Raw genomic sequence first — 19,427 nt, 5'->3', positions numbered from 1 at the left:
AGTTCAGTCGAGCGGCAGCGATATGGTTAATTTCGTTCCTTTGTCTGGTGCGCTGTCGATCGTGAATTCCCCGCCCAGCATGCTGATGCGTTCCTTCATTCCCACCAGCCCGAACGAGTTCGATTTTTTGCGATCGGTCATGCCGACGCCATTGTCCTTGATCTGCAGGTAAAGCCGGCGACCCTCCCTGGAGAGCTCGATATGCACTTGTGTCGCTTGCGCGTGACGAGCGATATTCGACAGCGATTCCTGGACGATGCGGAACAGTGTGGTGGCGGACTTTTCATGCAGGTCGCAGCGAAAGTTTTCGTCTTTTGCCGACATCGTGCAATCGATCGCGCTGCGCTGCCGGAACTCTTCAAGTTGCCATTCGATCGCTGCCTGCAAGCCCAGGTCGAGTACCGGCGGGCGAAGATCATTGATGATACTGCGGACACTGCGGATGGCAGTATCGAGGTGATTCAGGGCATCGCTGACCTTTTCGTTGAGCCTGGGGTGCCGGGTAACGGTACGCGCCTGCAGCATGGAGACATCGATGCGCAACGCCAGCAGACTCTGTCCCAGCTCGTCATGGATGTCGCGGGCGATGCGTTTTCGCTCTTCTTCCTTGATGTGCTCCTGATAGGACGCCAGTTCGCGCAGCTGCCGCTTCGATTGCAGCAATTCTTCGGTCTGCATCGTCAGTGTGCGCTGCAAGTAGAACAGGTCGACAAACACCTGGATCTTGGCGCGAAGCACCTCGGCCACGATCGGCGAGAAGATGTAATCCACGGCCCCGGACGTATAACCGCGAAAACGCTCGGAATCCGTGTCGGCCTCCGCCGTGACGAAGATAATGGGCGTGTGGGCCGACTTCGGGCGGCCGTGAATGAGTGAGGCGGTTTCAAAACCGTCCATCACCGGCATTTTCACGTCGAGCAGGATCACCGCGAAGTCACGCTGCAGCAGCAGACGCAGCGCCTCGCGTCCGGATGTCGCCGTGGCAATGTCCAGGCCCATGTCGGCAATCACCGCGGCGAGCGCCGTGAGCTTGGCGGGATTGTCATCGACCAGCAACACCGACGCTGGCACGCCATCAGGCGGGAGAGGGTGCCGCGCCTGGGCGCTCTCATTGAATACCGGGGGTTCCTGCTGCATATTTTTTTGCCGTTTCGTCATCGATAGAGCCATTTGCGCATCAGTGACAGCAGCTGGTCGGTATCCACCGGCTTGCTGACATAGTCCGAGGCGCCTGCCTCGATGCACTTTTCACGGTCACCCATCATCGCCTTGGCCGTCAGCGCAATCATGGGCAGGGTTTCAAATCGCTTGAACGTACGGATCTGGCGCATGGTTTCAAAGCCATCCATCTCCGGCATCATGATGTCCATCAGCACGATGTCGGTGTCGGGCTGCTGCTGCAGCAGTTCGATGGCGGTTCGACCGTTCTCGGCCGTGGCCACCTGCATTTTGTAGCGTTCCAGCACGCTGGTCAGGGCAAAGATATTGCGCACGTCATCGTCGACCACCAGGGCCGTTTTACCTTCGAGACTGTCCGAACCTTCATAGAGTTTTTCCAGCATCCTGCGCTGGGTCGGCGGCAGCCTGTCGATGACGCGGTGTAGAAACAGTGCAGTTTCGTCGAGTATGCGCTCGGGTGACTGAACCGCCTTGATGACGCCTTTGCCGAGCAATGTCCTGAAGCGCTCCTGTTGGGCCTTGGTCAGTGTCTCTGCGCCATAGACGACAATCGGCAACTCACGCATGGCGGGGTCTTGCAACAACACCTCGAGAAATTTGAGGCCGGATGCGTCGGGCAGTTCGAGATTGATTGCCATGCAGTCGCAGCGTTTTTTTGCCAGTTTCTTCAAGGCTGACGCGCCGCTGGCGGTCGTTTCGATCTTCACGTCGGAGTTGCCGAGCAGATCGAGGATGCGCGCGCGGCTGCCGTCGTCGCCATCGATGAGCAGCAGGTTCCTGCTCTTGCGTCGGGCGAACTTCACGATGCCGACCAGCGCATTTTCGATCTCGTCGGCGGTGACTGGCTTGAGCAGACAGTCGAAAGCGCCATAGCGCAGCCCGCGTGTGTGGTCGTCAGCGCTCGAGATGATCTGGACCGGGATGTGCCGCGTGGCGAAATTGCGCTTCAACTGCTCGAGCAGCGCCCAGCCATCGATGTCCGTCAGGCCCGGGTCCAGCGTGATCGCGACGGGTTTGAAGCGCTCGACAAGCGCCTGCGCCTGCGCGCCACGGGTCGTGACGATAGCCTTGAACCCCTTCTGGTGCGCGGCTTCGAGCAGAATGCCGGCGAATCGGGCGTCGCCCTCGAGCATCAGCAGCACCTGGTCCCGGGGTTGGACAGACTCGCGGTCGTCCAGTATCTGTGCCGACGGGCTCGAGACGAGGTCGCGCCTGACTTGGCCGGGTACTGCCTCTGTCGTCGATTCGTCCAGCGTCTGATGCTGGGCATCCTCGATACGCAAGGGCACGTACAGCGCGAACGTACTGCCCTTGCCGATCTCACCGGAAAGCAGCCGCAGCTCGCCGCCCAGCCGGTGTGCGAGCTCGCGGCTGATCGACAGGCCGAGGCCGGTGCCGCCGTATTTTCGTGAAGTGCCGGTATCGGCTTGCTGGAACGCTTCGAAGATGAGCTTCTGCTTGCTGGCGGATACGCCAATGCCGGTATCGGTGACCACGAAGGCGATGACTGCATCGGCACGATTGAGCTCGCTGTTGTCCACGCTCCACCCGGACACAGCGGGTTCGATGCGGATCTTCACGCTGCCTTGCTCAGTGAACTTGAAGGCGTTGGACAGCAGGTTCTTGACCACCTGCAGCAGGCGTTTTTCGTCGGTCCGGATGACGGGGGGCAGGGCAGGCGCCAGTTCAATCGTGAAGGTCAGGCCACGGCTTTCGGCGACCGGCCGGAAGGTCCGTTCGATCTGCTCGTGCAGGTCGGCGAACCGCGCTTCATTGAGGTCCAGTGTGACCGTGCCCGACTCGATCTTGGACAGATAGAGAATCTCGTCGATCAGCTCCAGCAGGTCTTTACCCGCGCTACGGATGGTCTTGGCATATTCGACCTGCCTGGGCGTGAGATTGTGTTCCGCGTTGTCGCTGAGCTGCCGGGCGAGGATCAGCAAGCTGTTCAAGGGCGTTCTGAGCTCGTGGGACATGCTGGAGAGGAATTCGGACTTGTACTTCGAGGTCAGCGTCAGCTGCTCGGCCTTCTCCTCCAGGGACAGCTTGGTGATTTCGACTTCGCGGTTCTTGCGTTCGACTTCGGCTTTCTGCTCCGCCAGCAGTCCAGCCTTGTCCCCCAGTTCTTCGTTGGTCTGGCGCAATTCCTCTTGTTGCTTTTGCAGTTCCTGAGCCAGCGATTGCGACTGCTTGAGCAGTTCCTCGGTGCGCATATTGGCTTCGATCGTGTTGAGCACGATACCGATCGACTCGGCAAGCTGATCGAGGAAGGTCTGATGAATGATGCTGAAGCGCGTGAACGAAGCCATTTCGACGACGGCCTTGACCTTGTTCTCGAACAGGATCGGCAACACGATGATATTCAGCGGGGCGGCCGCACCCAGTCCGGATGAAATCGCCACGTAATCGGCGGGTACATCGGTCAGCAGGATGCGCCGCTTCTCGTAGGCGCATTGCCCGACCAGGCCTTCGCCGAGCCGCCACTCATCGTTCACATTGATGTTGCCCTTGTACGCATAAGCGGACAGCAGGATGAGTTTCGCAGGATCGGGCGGGCTCTCGTTCATCATGTAGAACACACCGTGCTGGGCGTTGATCAGCGGCGCCAGTTCAGACAGCACCATCTTGGAGACCGCCGCCAGATCGCGCTGGCCCTGCAGCAGACGGTTGAATTTCGCGAGATTGCTCTTGAGCCAGTCCTGCTCGGCGTTTTGCCGCGTGGTTTCGCGCAGGTTGCGGATCATCTCGTTGACGTTGTCCTTCAGTTCCGCCACTTCGCCCTTTGCTTCCACCTCCACGTAGCGAGTCAGGTCGCCCTTGGTCACGGCCGTCGCCACGTCGGCGATTGCGCGCACCTGGTTGGTCAGGTTGGCCGCCAGACCGTTCACGTTGTCGGTCAGGTCGCGCCAGGTGCCGGCAGCACCCGGCACGTTCGCCTGGCCCCCCAGCTTGCCCTCGACGCCCACTTCACGCGCCACCGAGGTCACCTGGTCGGAGAACAGCGCCAGCGTATCGGTCATGCCGTTGATGGTGTCGGCCAGTTCGGCGATTTCGCCCTTGGCTTCCAGGGTCAGTTTCTTCTTCATGTCACCGTTGGCGACGGCGGTCACCACTTTGGCGATGCCGCGCACCTGGCTGGTCAGGTTGGCCGCCATGAAGTTCACGTTTTCGGTCAGGTCCCTCCAGGTGCCGGACACGCCTTGCACCTGAGCCTGTCCGCCGAGCTTGCCTTCGGTGCCGACTTCACGGGCCACCCGCGTCACTTCGGCGGCAAAGCTGTTGAGCTGGTCGACCATGGTGTTGATGGTGTTTTTCAGCTCCATGATTTCGCCCTTGGCTTCCACGGTGATCTTGCGCCCCAGGTCGCCTTTGGCCACCGCCGTGGTCACGTCGGCGATGTTGCGCACCTGATTGGTCAGGTTGGCCGCCATGCTGTTGACCGAGTCGGTCAGGTCTTTCCAGGTGCCAGCGACGCCCGTCACCCTGGCCTGGCCGCCGAGCTTGCCGTCAGTCCCCACTTCGCGAGCCATGCGCGTCACTTCGTCGGCGAAGGTCGAGAGTTGGTCGACCATGGTGTTGATGGTTTCCTTGAGTTGCAGAATTTCACCTCGCGCTTCGGCGGTGATCTTGCGTGACAGGTCACCGTTGGCCACCGCCGTGGTCACGTCGGCAATGTTGCGCACCTGGGTGGTCAGGTTGGCCGCCATGCCGTTGACCGAGTTGGTCAAGTCCTTCCAGGTGCCGGACACGCCGGTGACTTCGGCCTGTCCGCCCAGTTTGCCTTCGGTACCGACCTCCAGCGCGACGCGGGTCACCTCCGAGGCGAAGCTGGAGAGCTGGTCGACCATGGTGTTGATGGTGTTTTTCAGTTCGAGAATCTCGCCCTTGGCTTCAACGGTGATTTTCTTGCCGAGGTCGCCGCGCGCCACCGCTGTCGTCACCTGTGCGAGGTTGCGCACCTGGGTGGTCAGGTTGGCCGCCATGCCGTTGACCGATTCGGTCAGGTCGCGCCAGGTGCCTGATACGCCGCGCACTTCCGCCTGACCGCCCAACTTGCCTTCGGTACCGACTTCCAGCGCCACGCGGGTCACCTCCGCCGCGAAACTCGAGAGCTGGCCGACCATGGTGTTGATGGTGTTTTTCAGCTCGAGAATCTCACCCCTGACTTCGACGGTAATCGTCTTGCCCAGGTCGCCCTTGGCCACCGCGGTCGTCACGTAAGCGATGTTGCGCATCTGGGTGGTCAGGTTGGCGGCCATGTCGTTGACGGAGTCGGTCAGGTCCTTCCAGGTGCCGGACACGCCTTTGACATTGGCCTGCCCACCGAGAATCCCTTCAGTGCCGACTTCGCGCGCCACGCGGGTGACCTCCGAAGCGAAGGAGCCCAGGCGAGTCACCATGGTATTGACGATTTTGGCGGATTTGAGGAACTGGCCCCGCAGTCTCAGGCCGTCGAGCACCGGTGGTACCTGCTGGCTCAGATTGCCCTCGGCAACCGAACCGATGACCCGAATCATCTCGGTCATCGGGCTGATGAGGTCGCTGGTGAGTGCGTTGCTCGAGTTGACGATCTTTTGCCATGAGCCTTTCATCATCGGCAATTGGATACGCTCATCGACCATGCCCTGCTTGCCGATCAGTCGCGCCACGCGTTCGAATTCGGTGGCGGTGTCGGCCGCCATGTCGAAGATCTCGTTGAGCGTGTCGGCGATCTTGCCCGGCATGCCGGTCCAGTCCTGCGGCATGCGCGTGGTGAAATCACCATTGCGCAACGCCTTCAGCGCTGCCAGCAAGGTCTTCATGTCGAAAGCTTCGGTCGGTGTCGTCACTGTGGCCATGTCGATGTCCAGTCAGGATGGATGCCACGCGCAAGGCGTCATGCAGGAGCCGGCATTGCAGTATTGACCATGCCGAGTACCGAACGTTGGCTTACGAAATACTAGCAAGGTTGGCGCAATGCCCCGGATTCCGGGGAAATTGGCCGGGAGCAGGCCGTTGCGACAAAGGTGCAAGCGTGCTCTGCGCCTGCTAACGTGGGCATGCACAAGTGCGCCAGGGCCCTGCGGGTGCGAATGGGAAATACCAATGATTGACCACAAAACCAGAGTCTTGCTGGTGGATGATCACAGCATCGTGCGCAGCGGCGTGCGCCGCATGCTGGAGACTGCCGGCGAGATCGACGTGACGGGTGAGGCCGAGACGGCACAGGACGCAATGCTCCTGGTCCGGGAGCAGGATTTCGACGTGGCGCTGGTCGATATCCAGCTTCCCGACAAGTCCGGCCTCGAACTCCTCAAGCTCATGCGAGCGCACAAGCCCAAGCTGGCGATTCTGATGTTGAGCATGCATTCGGTCGAGGCCTATGCGTTACGCGCAATCAAGCAGGGCGCAGCGGGCTATCTGACCAAGGACATTTCCGCAGCGACCCTGGTGGCGGCGGTGCGCAAGGTGGCCTCGGGCGGCAAGCACGTCAGTCCCGAGCTTGCGGAGAAACTGGTCAACGCAATCGGCGGAGGCGACGCGGCCCCCCACGAAGCGCTATCGGACCGGGAGCTAGAAGTACTGAAGCTTCTCGCTTCGGGTGAGAGGATCGTGCGCATCGCGCAGATATTGCACTTGAGCCCGAGTACCGTGACGACGTACCGGGCACGTATCCTGGAAAAAACAGGGATGGACAGCAATGCGAAACTGGCCCGTTATGCACTCGAAAACGGCCTGTTGACTTAAACATTCTTCACTCTCTGCGGTAAGCGTGTAGTGGAATCACTACAAGCGCCTGGCCGATAACGCCACAAGGAAGTCCTGCTAACGTCGATAGCGCTGGCCGTTGCAATCAAGCATATTTACCCCTCGGTTTAATCATGCAGTTCGCCAACACTGATGTTGAATCAGGGTTCTAACTGAAGGGAGCCATGATGATAGGTTATTGGTTATGCGCATTGCTGTGGGGCGTAGTGCTGCTGGAAGAGATCCAGCGCATGCCCCTTCAGGAATGGAAAGACGAGGGTTTGAAAAAGGTTCTGCTGTTGCGCCGGACCAGGAACCGGACCGGCTACTTCATGGCGTTGATCGCGGGCGCGATGTGCCTCTACAGCGAAATCCTGGTGACACCGGCCGATCAGAACATTCTCAGTCCGGAGCTGATACTTGCCGTAGTTGGGTTGCTATGGGGCGTTTATCTTTCGGTAGTCTGCATGAAGGGCAAGCGATAGTCGCCGGTCTGCATGTCGGCTGGGGGATAGCTGAACGTCCTTGTTCAAGCTCAAGCTGACTTCACCATCCAGCCAGGGCGGCGTTTCCTGTAGTCCTGGTGCCGTGGCCCATGCGCGCTTCGGTGTCTCGGTCCTTGGCCCAGGCGGTGAGCAGTACCATCGCGCCAAATCCACCGACGATGAGTACCGGGTAGGCTGCCAGCAACTCGACCAGCGAGTACTTCCAGGCCAGCGGACGACCGACACCAAGCATGGCGGCATAGAACCACGACACGCCAGAGAGTGCGCCGGAGAACAGCGCGAGCATGCGCAGGGTGAAGGAAAGTTTGAGTAACGAACCGGCTTTTTTTAGTGCCGGCAATACCGCGCTATGCAGCAGGTAGCCGTTAAAGGTCAACAGCACAACGATGCCGATTTTTGCTTGCAGTTTTGGATTGAGGAAATATTCCATCCCTTTGCCGGCATAATCGATTCCGACAATACCAATGCCGGTAATCCAAAGGGCTACAAGTGCGAGCACTACGGTTTTTTGCAGGCTTTCCATGTGTGCGTCATCGTGGTGACCCGACACATCCCCTTTAAGGAGTTGTTTGACCATTGCAACGTCACTGGTCAATACAAGCCCGATTGCCACACAGCAGGCGATAAGATGGAAATATACAACGCCCAAACGCGTATATTCCACGGTGGACGCAGAGAACATACTTAGATCCATGGTTACCTCTTGGCTTCAATAGTGAATCAACGTGGCTGTCGATACGGCTTTATTGGAAGTTGCCGTTGCTGACTGCCATTTAGATCCAGCAATTGTTATCAATTAATCTTGCGGCATTTACGCCATCAAGATAATGGTGGGTTTCGCGAATGAACTTTCAGTCATTCGATCATGTCCATTTTTCAGGTAACAAAAAACATCATCCGCACTGAGTGCCTATGAGGTTTAACTTCCGCTTCTGGGGTGGGCGGCGAGGCCCGGAGTTCGATCGACTGGTTGATCAGGCAATGCTGGTTGGGTCGGCGGTGCTGCCACCCCATTCGAGGAAACGGATCTTGTGGACTTCGCCCTCGCTGTCTTCGTAGACCAGGGTCACCGGTACCACGCCGGTCTTGTCGGATGTATCGGTGCGCTGCAGCACCCGTTTCACATCGATGTCCATTCCGTAGTGGTATTCAACGGCTGAGATATGCGCGCCGGGTTCCATCAGGCTGTTCTGGTCGAAGACGCTGGGTGCGAGACTGGAAATTACTGCACTGACAATCGTGGTCATGCTCATAAGACTGTACCTCCACTGCGTTTGCTTGACATGGACTTAATGTGACACGTCGTTAAAGTGAAGTTCACTTGACAACGACGAACGTGCCCTCCTGAAAAGCCTGTAGTGGCTGTAAACTCCCGGCAATTCCCCGCGCTTGACGCCTCTTGACCATTCGTCCTTTAACCCCCGTATTTGTTGGTCAAAGTCCCTTTTTGGAAGAGGTCATGACATGTCATGACGGATTTTTACCCAGGAAGAAGTGTCAGGTACTGGACGATTTCTGACAGTGAAGAAGGACCCGGATCGATCACTTCAGCACTCAGACAATGCAATCGGCAGCACCCGATGGCGCTCGCAAACCACATCACCAATGCGGTGCTCCAAGAGCGCGTGCGGATGCAATCAATCGCATGGGACTGCGGTTGCAGGGTGACGCCTATCACCATGCCGGGTTACTCGAAAGGGGGAGTGACCGGAAGACTTGTCGCCGTCCATGCATAAAACCTGCGCCTGAGCGCCTGCGAATCACTAGAATGGAGCGACCGAAAAAAACAAGAATCAGTGGATTTAAGCCCCTTGAAAATTCAGCCTCTTCCGCCGCTCAACAGTTTGATTGCCTTTGAGGCTGCAGCCCGCCACTTGAGTTTTACCTTTGCCGCCAAAGAGCTGAATGTCACCCAGGGCGCAATCAGTCGCCAGGTGCGATTGCTCGAGGATTATCTCGGCAAAACCTTGTTCGAAAGGACAACCCGGACCATCAACCTGACGCCGACCGGGGCCCAGTACCACGAAACGGTTCGCGACTGTCTGCAGAGCCTGGCTCGCTCCACGGGGGAGATTCGGCAATGGCGCGGGGATCAGCAGGTGACCGTTGCCACCAGCACGGCAATGGCCTCGCTCTGGCTCCTGCCCAAGGTTGCCGAGTTTCAACGTCAGCATGAGGAGATCGATCTGCGGATCATTGCGATCGATCATGTGAAGGACTACGCCAGGCTCGATTGCGACCTGGCGCTGTATTACTGCGGTGCACCCCCTAAAGGCCTGGACGTGACACCCTTGTTCTCGGAAGAGATTTTCATGGTGTGCAGTCCGTCCTACCTGGCCACACATCCCCAGCTTTCAACCCTCGAGGGGCTGTCGTCCTGTACCTGGCTGTGGCTCGAGGATTCGCAGCGGGACTGGATCGGCTGGCCGGAGTGGTTCAAGCGTCTGGAGCAGACACCGGTTGCGCCCAGACACCGGATCAACATCAACAGCTACAGCATGCTGATCCAGTCGGCCATCAGCGGGCAGGGCGTTGCGCTGGCCTGGAACAATCTGGTCGATGATCCGCTGAGCACGGGAGGGCTGGTACGGCCGAACGATATCGTGCTGCAGACAAACGCCAAGTTCTGCCTGCTCGAGCCTCTCAGTACACGCGGCCCGCGACAAAGCGTGAAGCTGTTTCGTGACTGGCTGATGGGGCTGCCTTCCATCCAGGGATAAAGGGTCGTCCTGAAATGAACAAAGCCGTCAGCTTGCACTGACGGCTTTTTATTTGGCAGCGTGTCTGGCTGGTGTCAGCCGGCTTTTCGAGCGGTCAGCAATGAATCCGCAGCCCCGCCCAGAATGGAACCACCCAGTGGCGAGACACTCTCGTGGGCTTGCTCCTGAACCGGCAGGCGGCCAGCCGGCGGCGGGTGCGGCAAGGCGCCGAATGGCTCTTCACGCAGGCTGCGAATCAGCGTGTAGCTCATGATCGTCATCAGAATCGCGATAGGCAGGCCCGCGGCGATACTCGCCATCTGAATGGCCTTGAGCCCGCCAGCCAGGAGCAGCCCCGCCGCCACGCCACCTTCGAGAATGCACCAGAGCAATCTGATCCAGTTCGGCGGATTGGTACTGCCCATCGCATTCAATGTGCAGAGCACCTGGGTGCCCGCGTCGGCGGTGGTAACGAAGTGAACGGCGAGCAGCAGGCAGACGAAAATCGAAAGCGCGCCACCGATCAACGGCCCGTCGAGTTTGCCGAGCAGGGTGAACATCGCCGCCGTGGGTTCTTTCTTGGTCGCAAGCAGAATGGTGCCGCCTTCGAACGTGGCCTTTTCCGTGACCTGTTCGGTACTGGCGGCGGCCTGCTGGTACTGCTGGCGCTCGGTTTGCTCGCTCTTCAACGCGGCACCACCGAAGACCGACATCCACAGGATGGTGACCATCGTGGGGACCACCAGGGCACCTACGATCAGCTCGCGAATGGTCCGCCCCTTGGAGATCCGTGCGATGAACAGGCCAACGAACGGCCCCCAGGTCATCCACCACGGCCAGTAGAACGCCGTCCACCAGTTTTGCCATTGAGTGTCTTTCTGCGTGTCCATCCACAGGCTCAAGCCGACCAGGTTTTGCACGTAGTCCCCGGTCGACTCGAACATCAGGTTGAGGATGTAGCGCGTCGGACCCACCAGCAGAACCACCAGCATCAACAGGATCGACATGTACATGTTGAGCGTCGATATCCGCTTCATTCCTTTGGAGAGGCCGGCCAGGAGTGAAATGGAGGCGATGATGGTGACGACCAGGATGATCGACAGCTGCAGCCCGACACTGACGGGCAGGCCAAAGACCTGGTGAAGGCCGGTGTTGATCTGCGCAACGCCAAGGCCAAGCGATTGGGAGACACCGAATGCGGTGATCGCCACGCCCATGATGTCCACGACATGACCGATCCAACCGTAGATCCGGTCGCCAATCAGCGGGTAGAGCAGGGACCGCAGCGCCAGGGGCAAGCCTTTGCGATAGGCAAAGTAAGCCAGGCTCAAGCCGATCAAGGTGAAAATCGCCCAGGGATGCAGGCCCCAATGGAACAGGGTGATGCGCATGGCCATGCTCGCGGCTTCATCCGTCAGCCCCTTGGAGAACGGGTTGTCGGCGTAATGCAGCATGGGCTCGGCGACCGACCAAAAAATCAGGCCGATGCCCATGCCGGCACTGAACAACATGGCAATCCAGGAGCCAAAACTGAACTCGGGTTGATCGTTGTGGGCGCCAAGCTTGAGGGTGCCGAAGCGGCTCAGGGAGATGTACAGCAACAGGCAAAGCACACCGCTCAGCAGTGCCAGGTAGTACCACTTGAAGTTAGTCAGGATGAAGGTCGACGCTGTTTCAAAGGCTTTTGCCGCTTGCTCATCCATGAACGCACAGAACAGCACAAACAGGACCACGGTCGTGATCGAAGCCAACGTTACACTCGGGTTGAGACCTTTGAGAAGGCCCGATTCTGCACGCATTTTTTCCCCTTTTATTATTGTTCAAGGGTTGTGGATGTTGCCGGGTGAAGGGCGGGGCGGTCTTGGCGGATGCCAGCTGCCGGTGATTCGCACCTCAGGGAAATCTCGAGGCGATCAAGGCTCGAGATGTGGCAACAAAATGGTGGAGACACAGGCGGCCGACAACTCATTTATCCTCATCATGTCATTACATTTGATCATCAATATCGGGCCGTAATGATGGTCTGTATTTTCCCGCGTTCACTGAACCGTATCAGCAAAAGTGCTTTTTACATTAATGATTAATAGTCATTAATGTATGCCTAAAAAATCGTTTGTCGACTGTTCCTCTTCTTGCCGAAACTCGCCGCCATGCAGCAGCCCAGACCTGCCGCGTATTTCCTTTCGTGCCAGCAAGAGAAAACAATAATGTCCACGACCGCGACTCGCCTCATCCCCACTCATGCCCTGGAAACCGTCCTGGCGCCTATCCATGAAGCCCATGGTCTGACCAACGAGTTTTATACCGACCAACGCTACTTCGACCTGGAGCGCGACCACGTGCTCGGTCGCAACTGGGCCTGTGTCGGTTTCGCCAGTGATCTGCCGAGCAACAGCTACGTCAAGCCGGTGGATTTCATGGGGCTGCCGTTGTTGCTGATGCGCAACCGCGAAGGCGTCGTCCAGGTCTTCCACAACGTCTGCAGTCACCGTGGCGTCAAGCTGGTGCAGCAAGCCGGTGAAGTGCAGGGCGTGATTCGTTGCCCCTACCATTCCTGGACATACGACCTCAACGGTGGCCTCAAGGGCACGCCACATGTGGGCGGCATCAACCAGCACAAGGACGAGCGTTTCGCTTGCGAGAAGCATGGCCTGAAGGCATTGCGCAGCGCCATCTGGATGGACATGGTGTTCATCAACCTGTCGGCCGACGCACCGGATCTGCACGAGCAGCTCGCCCCCTTGACCGAGCGCTGGACCCAGTTCCTCGGGACCGATGGCATGGACTTGCTGCGCCGTGAACCCAACAGCGGTGCCGTGAGCATCGAGGTCAACTGCAACTGGAAACTGGCGGTGGAAAACTACTGCGAGGCCTACCACCTGCCTTGGGTGCACCCGAGCCTGAACAGCTATTCGCGCCTGGAAGACCACTACAACATCATCTTCGATCAGTTCGCCGGCCAGGGCAGCCATGCCTATAACCTGTCCGACGTCGCCGGCACACACCTGCCGATTTTCCCGTCCTGGCCGCAGGATCGCTTGCGCACCGCCGAATACGTCGCGTTCTTCCCCAACGTCCTGCTGGGCATCCAGGCCGACCACGCCTTCGCCATGATGCTGGAGCCGATCGCACCGGGTAAGACCGTCGAGCACCTGCGCCTTTTCTATGTCGGCGACGAGGCGCTCGACAGCCGTTTCGAAGCGGCGCGTGACGCGGTCATGCAGTCCTGGCGCGTGGTGTTCGCCGAAGACATCGCTTCGGTCGAAGGCATGCAGAAAGGCCGTCACTCCCCGGGTTATGGCGGTGGCGCGTTCTCCCCGGAAATGGATCTGCCGACGCACTTCTTCCACCAGTGGGCTGCGCGTCAGCTTCTCGCCTGCGCGCAGAGCGTTTGAGGTCATGGCCATGTATCCGATTCAAGCGCATTGGCTGAACTTCATCGACGGCACCTGGACCGACAGTGAGCAGCACCTCACCGTCAATAACCCAGGCACAACCGAGCCTGTCGCCACCATCGCCCAGGCCAGCCTGGCCGACGCGGAGCGGGCGCTGCAGGCGGCACGGCGCTGCGCCGACAGCGGCGAACTGACCCGCGCGCGGCCTGCGCAGCGAGTCACCTGGCTGCTGGAAATTGCCGCGCAGATCCGCGCGGTGACCGAGGAGGGCGCGTGGGTCCTGTGCCAGGAGAACGGCAAGAGCCTGCGTGATGCCCGCGACGAGTTCATCGAAGCGGCGCGTTACTTCGAGTACTACGCCGGCATGGCCGACAAGATCGAAGGCACCTCCATTCCCCTGGGCAATGGCTACATGGACTTCACGGTCTACGACCCCATGGGTGTGTCGTTGCAGATCGTGCCGTGGAATTTTCCGGTGTCCATCTGTGCCCGCTCGCTGGCACCGGCCCTGGCTGCCGGCAACGCCGTGGTGATCAAGTCGCCGGAGATTTCTCCGCTGGGGCTGTGTGTCCTGCTGCAGGCCATCGAGCGTGCCGGGTTGCCACAGGGCGCCGTCAACCTGATCTGCGGTCGCGGCCGGGAAGTGGGCGCCTATATGGCCGGGCATCGCGCGGTCAACCAGATCGTCTTCACCGGTTCCGTCGGCACCGGTCAGAGCATCCTGCGGGCTGCCGCCGAACATGCCATTCCCAGCGTCATGGAGTTGGGTGGCAAGTCGGCTGCCGTGGTGTTTCCTGATGCCGATCGCGAGCAACTGCTGGCCAGCGTGCGCAACGGCATCTTCTTCAATGCCGGCCAAGTGTGCTCGGCGATGTCGCGCCTGCTGGTGCACCGGTCCCTGTACGAAGAAGTGGTCGCGGACGTGGTGGCAATGGCTGAAAGCCTGGCTGTCGGTCTCGGCCAGGACAATCCGGACCTGACGCCGGTGATCTCCGCAGGCCAGCTCCAGGGCATTGAAGCCATGTGCCGGCGAGCCGAGGAAGAGGGTGCTGTGTTGGCAACCGGCGGTGAGGCGCTCAGCGGGATGCGCGGGCATTTCATGGCGCCAACGGTTTTCCGTGACGTCACCCCGCAGATGCAGATCGCCCAGGCCGAGGTCTTTGGTCCGGTGCTCGCGGTCATTGCGTTCGATACCGAAGAAGAAGCCATCGCCATCGCCAACGGCACCGAATTCGGTCTGGTCGCGGGGGTTTTCACCCAGGACCTCAATCGTGCCCTGCGTTGTGCGCGGCGACTGCGCGCTGGCCAGGTGTTTATCAACGAGTGGTACGCCGGCGGCATTGAAACGCCGTTCGGTGGCGTGGGGCTCTCCGGTTTCGGGCGGGAGAAAGGCCAGGAAGCGCTCTACAGCTACGTGCGCACCAAAAACCTGGCCGTGCGTATCGCGGGCGAGTGAGGGGAAAGCACCATGAAGAAGTGGCTCTGCATTATCTGTGGCCTGATTTATGACGAAGCCCTGGGCTGGCCGGACGACGGCATTGCCGCCGGGACCCGCTGGGAAGACGTCCCCGAAGACTGGTTGTGCCCCGAGTGCAAGGTGGGCAAAGCCGATTTCGAGATGATCGAAATCAGCGAGCCGGTGAAAGCCGTGGCGGCTGCGCCGGCAATCGCCAAGCTGCCCGCTGCTGTGGTTGCGCCGGCCCAGCCGGTGGTCATCATCGGTAGCGGTCATGCCGGTTACGGCTTGGCGCAGGCGCTGCGCAAAGCCAACCCGCAACTCGATGTCCGGGTGCTGACCCAGGACTGCGGGCACAACTACTCCAAGCCGGCGCTGTCGATCGCCCTGGCCCAGGGGCGCAGCGCCGAGACGCTGGCGACGGAAAGTCCGCTGGCCCTCGAACAGCGCCTGGGCATTCGCATCTATAGCCATTGCCGGGTCGACCGAATCGACGCCCAGGCACGGCGCCTGTACACCAATCTCGGCGAAATGGCCTACGGCCAACTCGTCCTGGCCAGCGGTGCTTCGCCGCTGCGCCTGCCCATCGAGGGTTGTGCCGATGCGCTGCTGAGCGTCAACAACCTGCAGGACTACCGCGCCTTCCGTGAACGTCTCGACGGCGTGCGCAGCGTGGCGGTGCTGGGCGACGGGCTGATCGGCTGTGAGTTCGCCAATGACCTGGCGAGCAGTGGTTATCAGGTTCGGGTCATCGGTCTGGGCAAGTGGCCGATGGAGCGCCTGTTGCCGGAACCGGCGGGCCTGCAACTGCAACAGGCATTGTCCGGTCTTGGCGTGCAATGGCATTTGCGCACGACCTTGCAGCGTATCGAGCAGGGTTCGAACGGCTATCGACTGGCGCTGGCCGATGGTCAGCACTTCGAGGCGGACCTGGTGCTGTCGGCCGTCGGTCTGCGTCCCAACCTGGAACTGGCGCAAGCCGCCGGCCTGGCCTGCGGACGCGGCATCAAGGTGGATGCGCAGCTACAGACTTCGCAGCGCGGCATCTATGCCTTGGGCGATTGCATCGAGGTCGATGGGCAATTGCTGCCCTATCTCGCGCCGATCAACGAGGGCATCCGCGCCCTGGCCAGGACCTTGTCCGGGCAGCCGACGCCGGTGACGTACCCACTCGCGCCGGTGACGGTGAAGACGCCGGCGGCACCTTTGTGCCTGCTGCCGCCCCCCGTCGATTGTGAGGGGCAATGGCACTGCGACGCGACCGGGGACGGACTGAGCGCTGCCTTCCGTGACAACGCCGGCGCCTTGCGCGGCTTCGTCCTGCTCGGACGGCAGGCCCAACAACAACGCAATGCCTGGCTGCAACGCTGCCAGGACACCCAACAGCATGTGGCCTGAGAGTCGACCAATGAACAGTATCGTTAACCTGCCTCATGATGACCGCAGTTGTGGCTGGTACGCCGCATTGCCGGAACCGCTGCCAGCCACGCGCCTGAGCGGTGAGCAAAAGGCCGACTACGTGGTGATCGGCGCGGGCTTCGCCGGGCTCGCCGCGGCGCGCCGGTTGGCCGAGCACATGCCGCAGTCGCGCATTCTGCTGGTCGACGCCCAGCGTGTCGGCTACGGGGCATCGGGGCGCAACTCCGGTTTCGTCATCGATTTGCCGCACAAGTTTGCCCTGGAGCATCCGGACCCCCGGCACAAGCAGCGCCTGCTCGGGCTCAATCGCGCGGCCATTGACCAATTGCAGACCCTGATCGGTCGTCACGGCATCGATTGTCAGTGGTCCCATGCCGGCAAGTATCAAGGCGCAGTGGGTGAGCGTGGCCTGGCGTATCTCGGTCACTTCGAAAAACTGATGGCGGACCTCGGCGAGCCCTATCGCGTGGTGGAACGCCAGGAACTGTCCAACGTGCTGGGCACCGACTACTACAGCCGCGCGATCTTTACGCCGGGTTGCTATCTCATGCAGCCGGCGGCACTGGTGCGCGGTCTGGGCGCATCACTGCCCGACAACGTCGAAGTACTCGAAGAATCGCCCATCCAGCGCCTGGAGAAAGACGCCGGCGGCAACTGGATCCTGCAGGGCAAAGAGGGTTTGATTCGAACGCCGAAGGTGTTGCTTGGCACCAGTATCTTCACCCAGGAGTTCGGTTACCTGCGCAATCGGCTGCTGCCGGTGATGACGTTTGCCAGCTGGACGCGTCCACTCTCCGACGAAGAGATGGCGACTGTCGGCGCCCAGGCCGACTGGGGGCTGACGCCAGCCGACCACGCCGGTACCACGGTGAGGATGACCCGCGATCGCCGTCTCATCATCCGTAATACCTACAAGCATGTGCCGCGCTACGGGCGCAGCATCAATGACGCAACTCGCCTGAAAGTCCGCGAGGATCATCATGCGGCATTCCTTTCCCGTTACCCCCAGCTTGCCCACGTACCCTTTACGCACACATGGGGCGGGGTCTACGCGATCTCGCGCAACTTCACCAACTTCTTCGGGCAACTCGACGACGGCGTATTCGCCACCGCTTGCGACAACGGGGTAGGGGCCGCGTGGGGCACCATATCCGGCACGTTGCTGGCGGACAAGGTACTGGGGGCCGACTCGCAACGGCTCGATGACATCGAAACGGTGACGGGCATGCCTTCGCGCAATCCGCCGGAACCGTTCCTGGGGCTCGGGGTGCGTTCGCGTATCCGTTGGGCGGCCTGGAACAGCAGGAGCGAGCTATGACCCGTGCGCCGGCCGACAGCAAACCGGTACTGCTGGTCGATCACCGGGACCTGGACTTCGTGCATCGCGGCGGCCCCCCCGGGGGCGCCAGCGTTGCCCGTGCCGTGAGCAACGACGTGTCACCTCACCTGGGGATCGGCTTTGCGCGGTGGGAGGGGGCCGAGGTTGCCTGGACCTTGCTGTATGACGAAGTCATTTTCGTCATCGAAGGCTGCTTCGAACTGCGGGCGAACGGCGAACTGTACCGGGTCGTACCTGGGCAATTGCTCTGGATTCCCGAAGGTACCGAGCTCGTCTACGGCGGCCACGCACTGTTTGGCTATGTCGTGCATCCCGGTGACTGGAAGCAACGTCACGGCCTCATCTGATCCGGGAAACTGAACATGTTTGCGCTCACCAAGGTGTTTGCAACGATTTACGCTGCCGCGCTGCTGATGCAACTGGGCTCCAGCCTGCTGATGACGTATCTGGCCTTGCGCCTGAACGCCGCCGGTATCGCCGAGGTCTGGGGCGGCGCACTGATGGCGGCCAATGCGCTGGGAATGGTACTGGGAGGACGGATCGGTTACTGGCTGATTGGCCGGATCTCGCATGTGCGGGCATTCGTGGTGAGTGCCGGCGTGATCGTCACGGCGGTCCTCAGCCATCAGTTGAGTGACTGGCTGGCGCTGTGGCTGGCGCTGAGGTTTGTGGTCGGCGTGGCGATGATGTGCCAACTGATGGTCATCGAAAGCTGGCTCAACGACTGCGCGCCGAGTGGCCGCCGTGGCGGTGCCATGTCGCTGTATATGGTGGCCAGCTACGTCGGCATGATGCTGGGGCAACTGTTGCTCAGCTTCGGCAACGGGCTCGATGCCCTGGTGTTGTCGGGCGTGGCGATCGCGTTTGCCATGGGGCTGGTGCCGATGGCCATGCACAGGGGAACACAGCCCAGCCCGATCAGTCAGACGCGGGTCAGCTTCATGCGTTATGTCCGGCGGCTCCCGCAATCGCTGGGCACTATTCTCGCGTCGGGATTGCTCAACGGCTGCTTCTATGGACTGACGCCGATCTTCGCTGCGCAATCGGGTTTCAGCCCCGCGCAGGTTGGTCAGTTCATGGCCTTGAGTATTGCGGCCGGACTGTTTGCGCAGCTGCCACTGGGCAAACTGTCGGACCGTTTCTCCCGTGTTGGCCTGATTCGCCTGACCGCCGCTTTGCTTTGCATCGCTTACCTGCCATTGGCCTTTTTGCCGGCACCAGGGCCGGGCTGGGTCATGCTGGCGGGCTCAGTCATCGGGTTCCTGCAGTTCTGCCTGTATCCATTGGGCGTTGTGCACGCCAATGACAATCTGGAGCCGGAGTTGCGCGTATCCGTCGCCGGGGTGTTACTGGTGACGTTCGGCATCGGCGCGACCATCGGCCCGTTGGTGGCAGGTGCGTTGATGGAGCATTTTGGACGCCAGGCTCTGTACCTGTTCGGCATTGCCGTGACGGCGCTGGTTGTTTGCCTGGTCAGTGACAGGCAACGGGTTCCTGCTGCTGTTGCGCAGGTGCCGTGAGTGGGGCGTGAACGCCTGGAGGAACTCTTGAAGCAGGGGCCATGGATTTATTACGATGAAAGCCAGAGTCAGTTTGATCAATACTCTCACCGCCTCAGGCATGGATGTACCTTGCACAGTAGCTGCCAGCAGCGGCGGTAGGGATACTGCCCCGCCAATAATTACAGGAGTTCAAAATTGAATGGAA

The 19,427-nt window shown here is 60.4% G+C and carries 15 protein-coding genes and 1 pseudogene; 11 read left to right on the top strand and 5 right to left on the bottom strand.

Annotated features, from left to right (window positions below):
- Window positions 1–3: 3 nt before the first annotated feature.
- Together AB4O16_RS04445 and AB4O16_RS04440 are read right to left on the bottom strand one after the other, a co-directional pair.
- Window positions 4–1,158 (bottom strand): ATP-binding response regulator, encoded by a 1,155-nt coding sequence (locus AB4O16_RS04445; RefSeq protein WP_460157112.1) that lies wholly within the window; start codon window positions 1,156–1,158, stop codon window positions 4–6.
- A complete protein-coding gene (locus tag AB4O16_RS04440) occupies window positions 1,155–6,017 on the bottom strand; it encodes a HAMP domain-containing protein (RefSeq protein ID WP_460157111.1) in 4,863 nt (1,620 codons plus the stop codon). Before AB4O16_RS04440 ends, AB4O16_RS04445 begins: the two co-directional genes overlap by 4 nt.
- A gap of 247 nt (window positions 6,018–6,264) precedes the next feature.
- Here AB4O16_RS04440 and AB4O16_RS04435 point away from each other — a divergent pair, with 247 nt between their 5' ends.
- Both AB4O16_RS04435 and AB4O16_RS04430 read left to right on the top strand, forming a co-directional pair.
- The gene (locus tag AB4O16_RS04435; RefSeq protein ID WP_460157110.1) at window positions 6,265–6,906 is read left to right on the top strand and encodes a response regulator; all 642 of its coding nucleotides are present in this window, start codon (window positions 6,265–6,267) and stop codon (window positions 6,904–6,906) included.
- A gap of 185 nt (window positions 6,907–7,091) precedes the next feature.
- Window positions 7,092–7,391, top strand: a complete 300-nt coding sequence (locus tag AB4O16_RS04430; protein ID WP_460157109.1) for a hypothetical protein — start codon at window positions 7,092–7,094, stop codon at window positions 7,389–7,391.
- Between the two features lie 61 nt (window positions 7,392–7,452).
- Here AB4O16_RS04430 and AB4O16_RS04425 read toward each other — a convergent pair whose 3' ends face one another.
- Entirely contained in the window at window positions 7,453–8,106 is a 654-nt protein-coding gene (locus tag AB4O16_RS04425; protein ID WP_460157108.1) for a hypothetical protein, read from the bottom strand.
- A gap of 280 nt (window positions 8,107–8,386) precedes the next feature.
- A complete protein-coding gene (locus AB4O16_RS04420; RefSeq protein ID WP_160390292.1) occupies window positions 8,387–8,665 on the bottom strand; it encodes a DUF2790 domain-containing protein in 279 nt (92 codons plus the stop codon).
- Window positions 8,666–9,223: 558 nt separating this feature from the next.
- Here AB4O16_RS04420 and AB4O16_RS04415 point away from each other — a divergent pair.
- A complete protein-coding gene (locus AB4O16_RS04415) occupies window positions 9,224–10,132 on the top strand; it encodes a LysR substrate-binding domain-containing protein (RefSeq protein WP_460157107.1) in 909 nt (302 codons plus the stop codon).
- Between the two features lie 74 nt (window positions 10,133–10,206).
- On the opposite strand, the gene AB4O16_RS04410 is transcribed toward AB4O16_RS04415, so the two are convergent.
- Complete coding sequence (locus AB4O16_RS04410; protein ID WP_460157106.1) at window positions 10,207–11,910, bottom strand: BCCT family transporter; 1,704 nt, start codon at window positions 11,908–11,910, stop codon at window positions 10,207–10,209.
- On the opposite strand from AB4O16_RS04410, the gene AB4O16_RS04405 reads away from it, so the two are divergent.
- From AB4O16_RS04405 to AB4O16_RS04370, 8 genes and pseudogenes are all read left to right on the top strand, one after another.
- Window positions 11,849–12,127, top strand: coding sequence for a hypothetical protein (locus AB4O16_RS04405; protein ID WP_460158110.1), 279 nt, complete (start codon window positions 11,849–11,851; stop codon window positions 12,125–12,127). The genes AB4O16_RS04410 and AB4O16_RS04405 overlap by 62 nt on opposite strands.
- Before the next feature lie 191 nt (window positions 12,128–12,318).
- Window positions 12,319–13,506, top strand: coding sequence for an aromatic ring-hydroxylating oxygenase subunit alpha (locus tag AB4O16_RS04400; RefSeq protein WP_460157105.1), 1,188 nt, complete (start codon window positions 12,319–12,321; stop codon window positions 13,504–13,506).
- A 10-nt stretch (window positions 13,507–13,516) separates the two neighbouring features.
- Window positions 13,517–14,962, top strand: coding sequence for an aldehyde dehydrogenase family protein (locus AB4O16_RS04395; RefSeq protein ID WP_460157104.1), 1,446 nt, complete (start codon window positions 13,517–13,519; stop codon window positions 14,960–14,962).
- Window positions 14,963–14,974: 12 nt separating this feature from the next.
- A pseudogene (locus tag AB4O16_RS04390) lies at window positions 14,975–15,136 on the top strand (rubredoxin); the annotation flags it as partial.
- Window positions 15,125–16,360 (top strand): FAD-dependent oxidoreductase, encoded by a 1,236-nt coding sequence (locus tag AB4O16_RS04385; protein WP_460158034.1) that lies wholly within the window; start codon window positions 15,125–15,127, stop codon window positions 16,358–16,360. The pseudogene AB4O16_RS04390 and the gene AB4O16_RS04385, both read left to right, overlap by 12 nt.
- Before the next feature lie 10 nt (window positions 16,361–16,370).
- Window positions 16,371–17,699, top strand: coding sequence for an NAD(P)/FAD-dependent oxidoreductase (locus tag AB4O16_RS04380; RefSeq protein WP_460157103.1), 1,329 nt, complete (start codon window positions 16,371–16,373; stop codon window positions 17,697–17,699).
- A complete protein-coding gene (locus tag AB4O16_RS04375; RefSeq protein ID WP_160390287.1) occupies window positions 17,696–18,067 on the top strand; it encodes an ethanolamine utilization protein EutQ in 372 nt (123 codons plus the stop codon). Before AB4O16_RS04380 ends, AB4O16_RS04375 begins: the two co-directional genes overlap by 4 nt.
- A gap of 15 nt (window positions 18,068–18,082) precedes the next feature.
- Window positions 18,083–19,240, top strand: a complete 1,158-nt coding sequence (locus AB4O16_RS04370) for an MFS transporter (protein WP_460157102.1) — start codon at window positions 18,083–18,085, stop codon at window positions 19,238–19,240.
- Window positions 19,241–19,427: the final 187 nt, after the last annotated feature.

The organism is Pseudomonas sp. S2_H10 (assembly GCF_054668285.1).
Note: the sequence above shows the minus strand (reverse complement) of the source record. Positions and strands in the feature narration are given on the sequence as shown.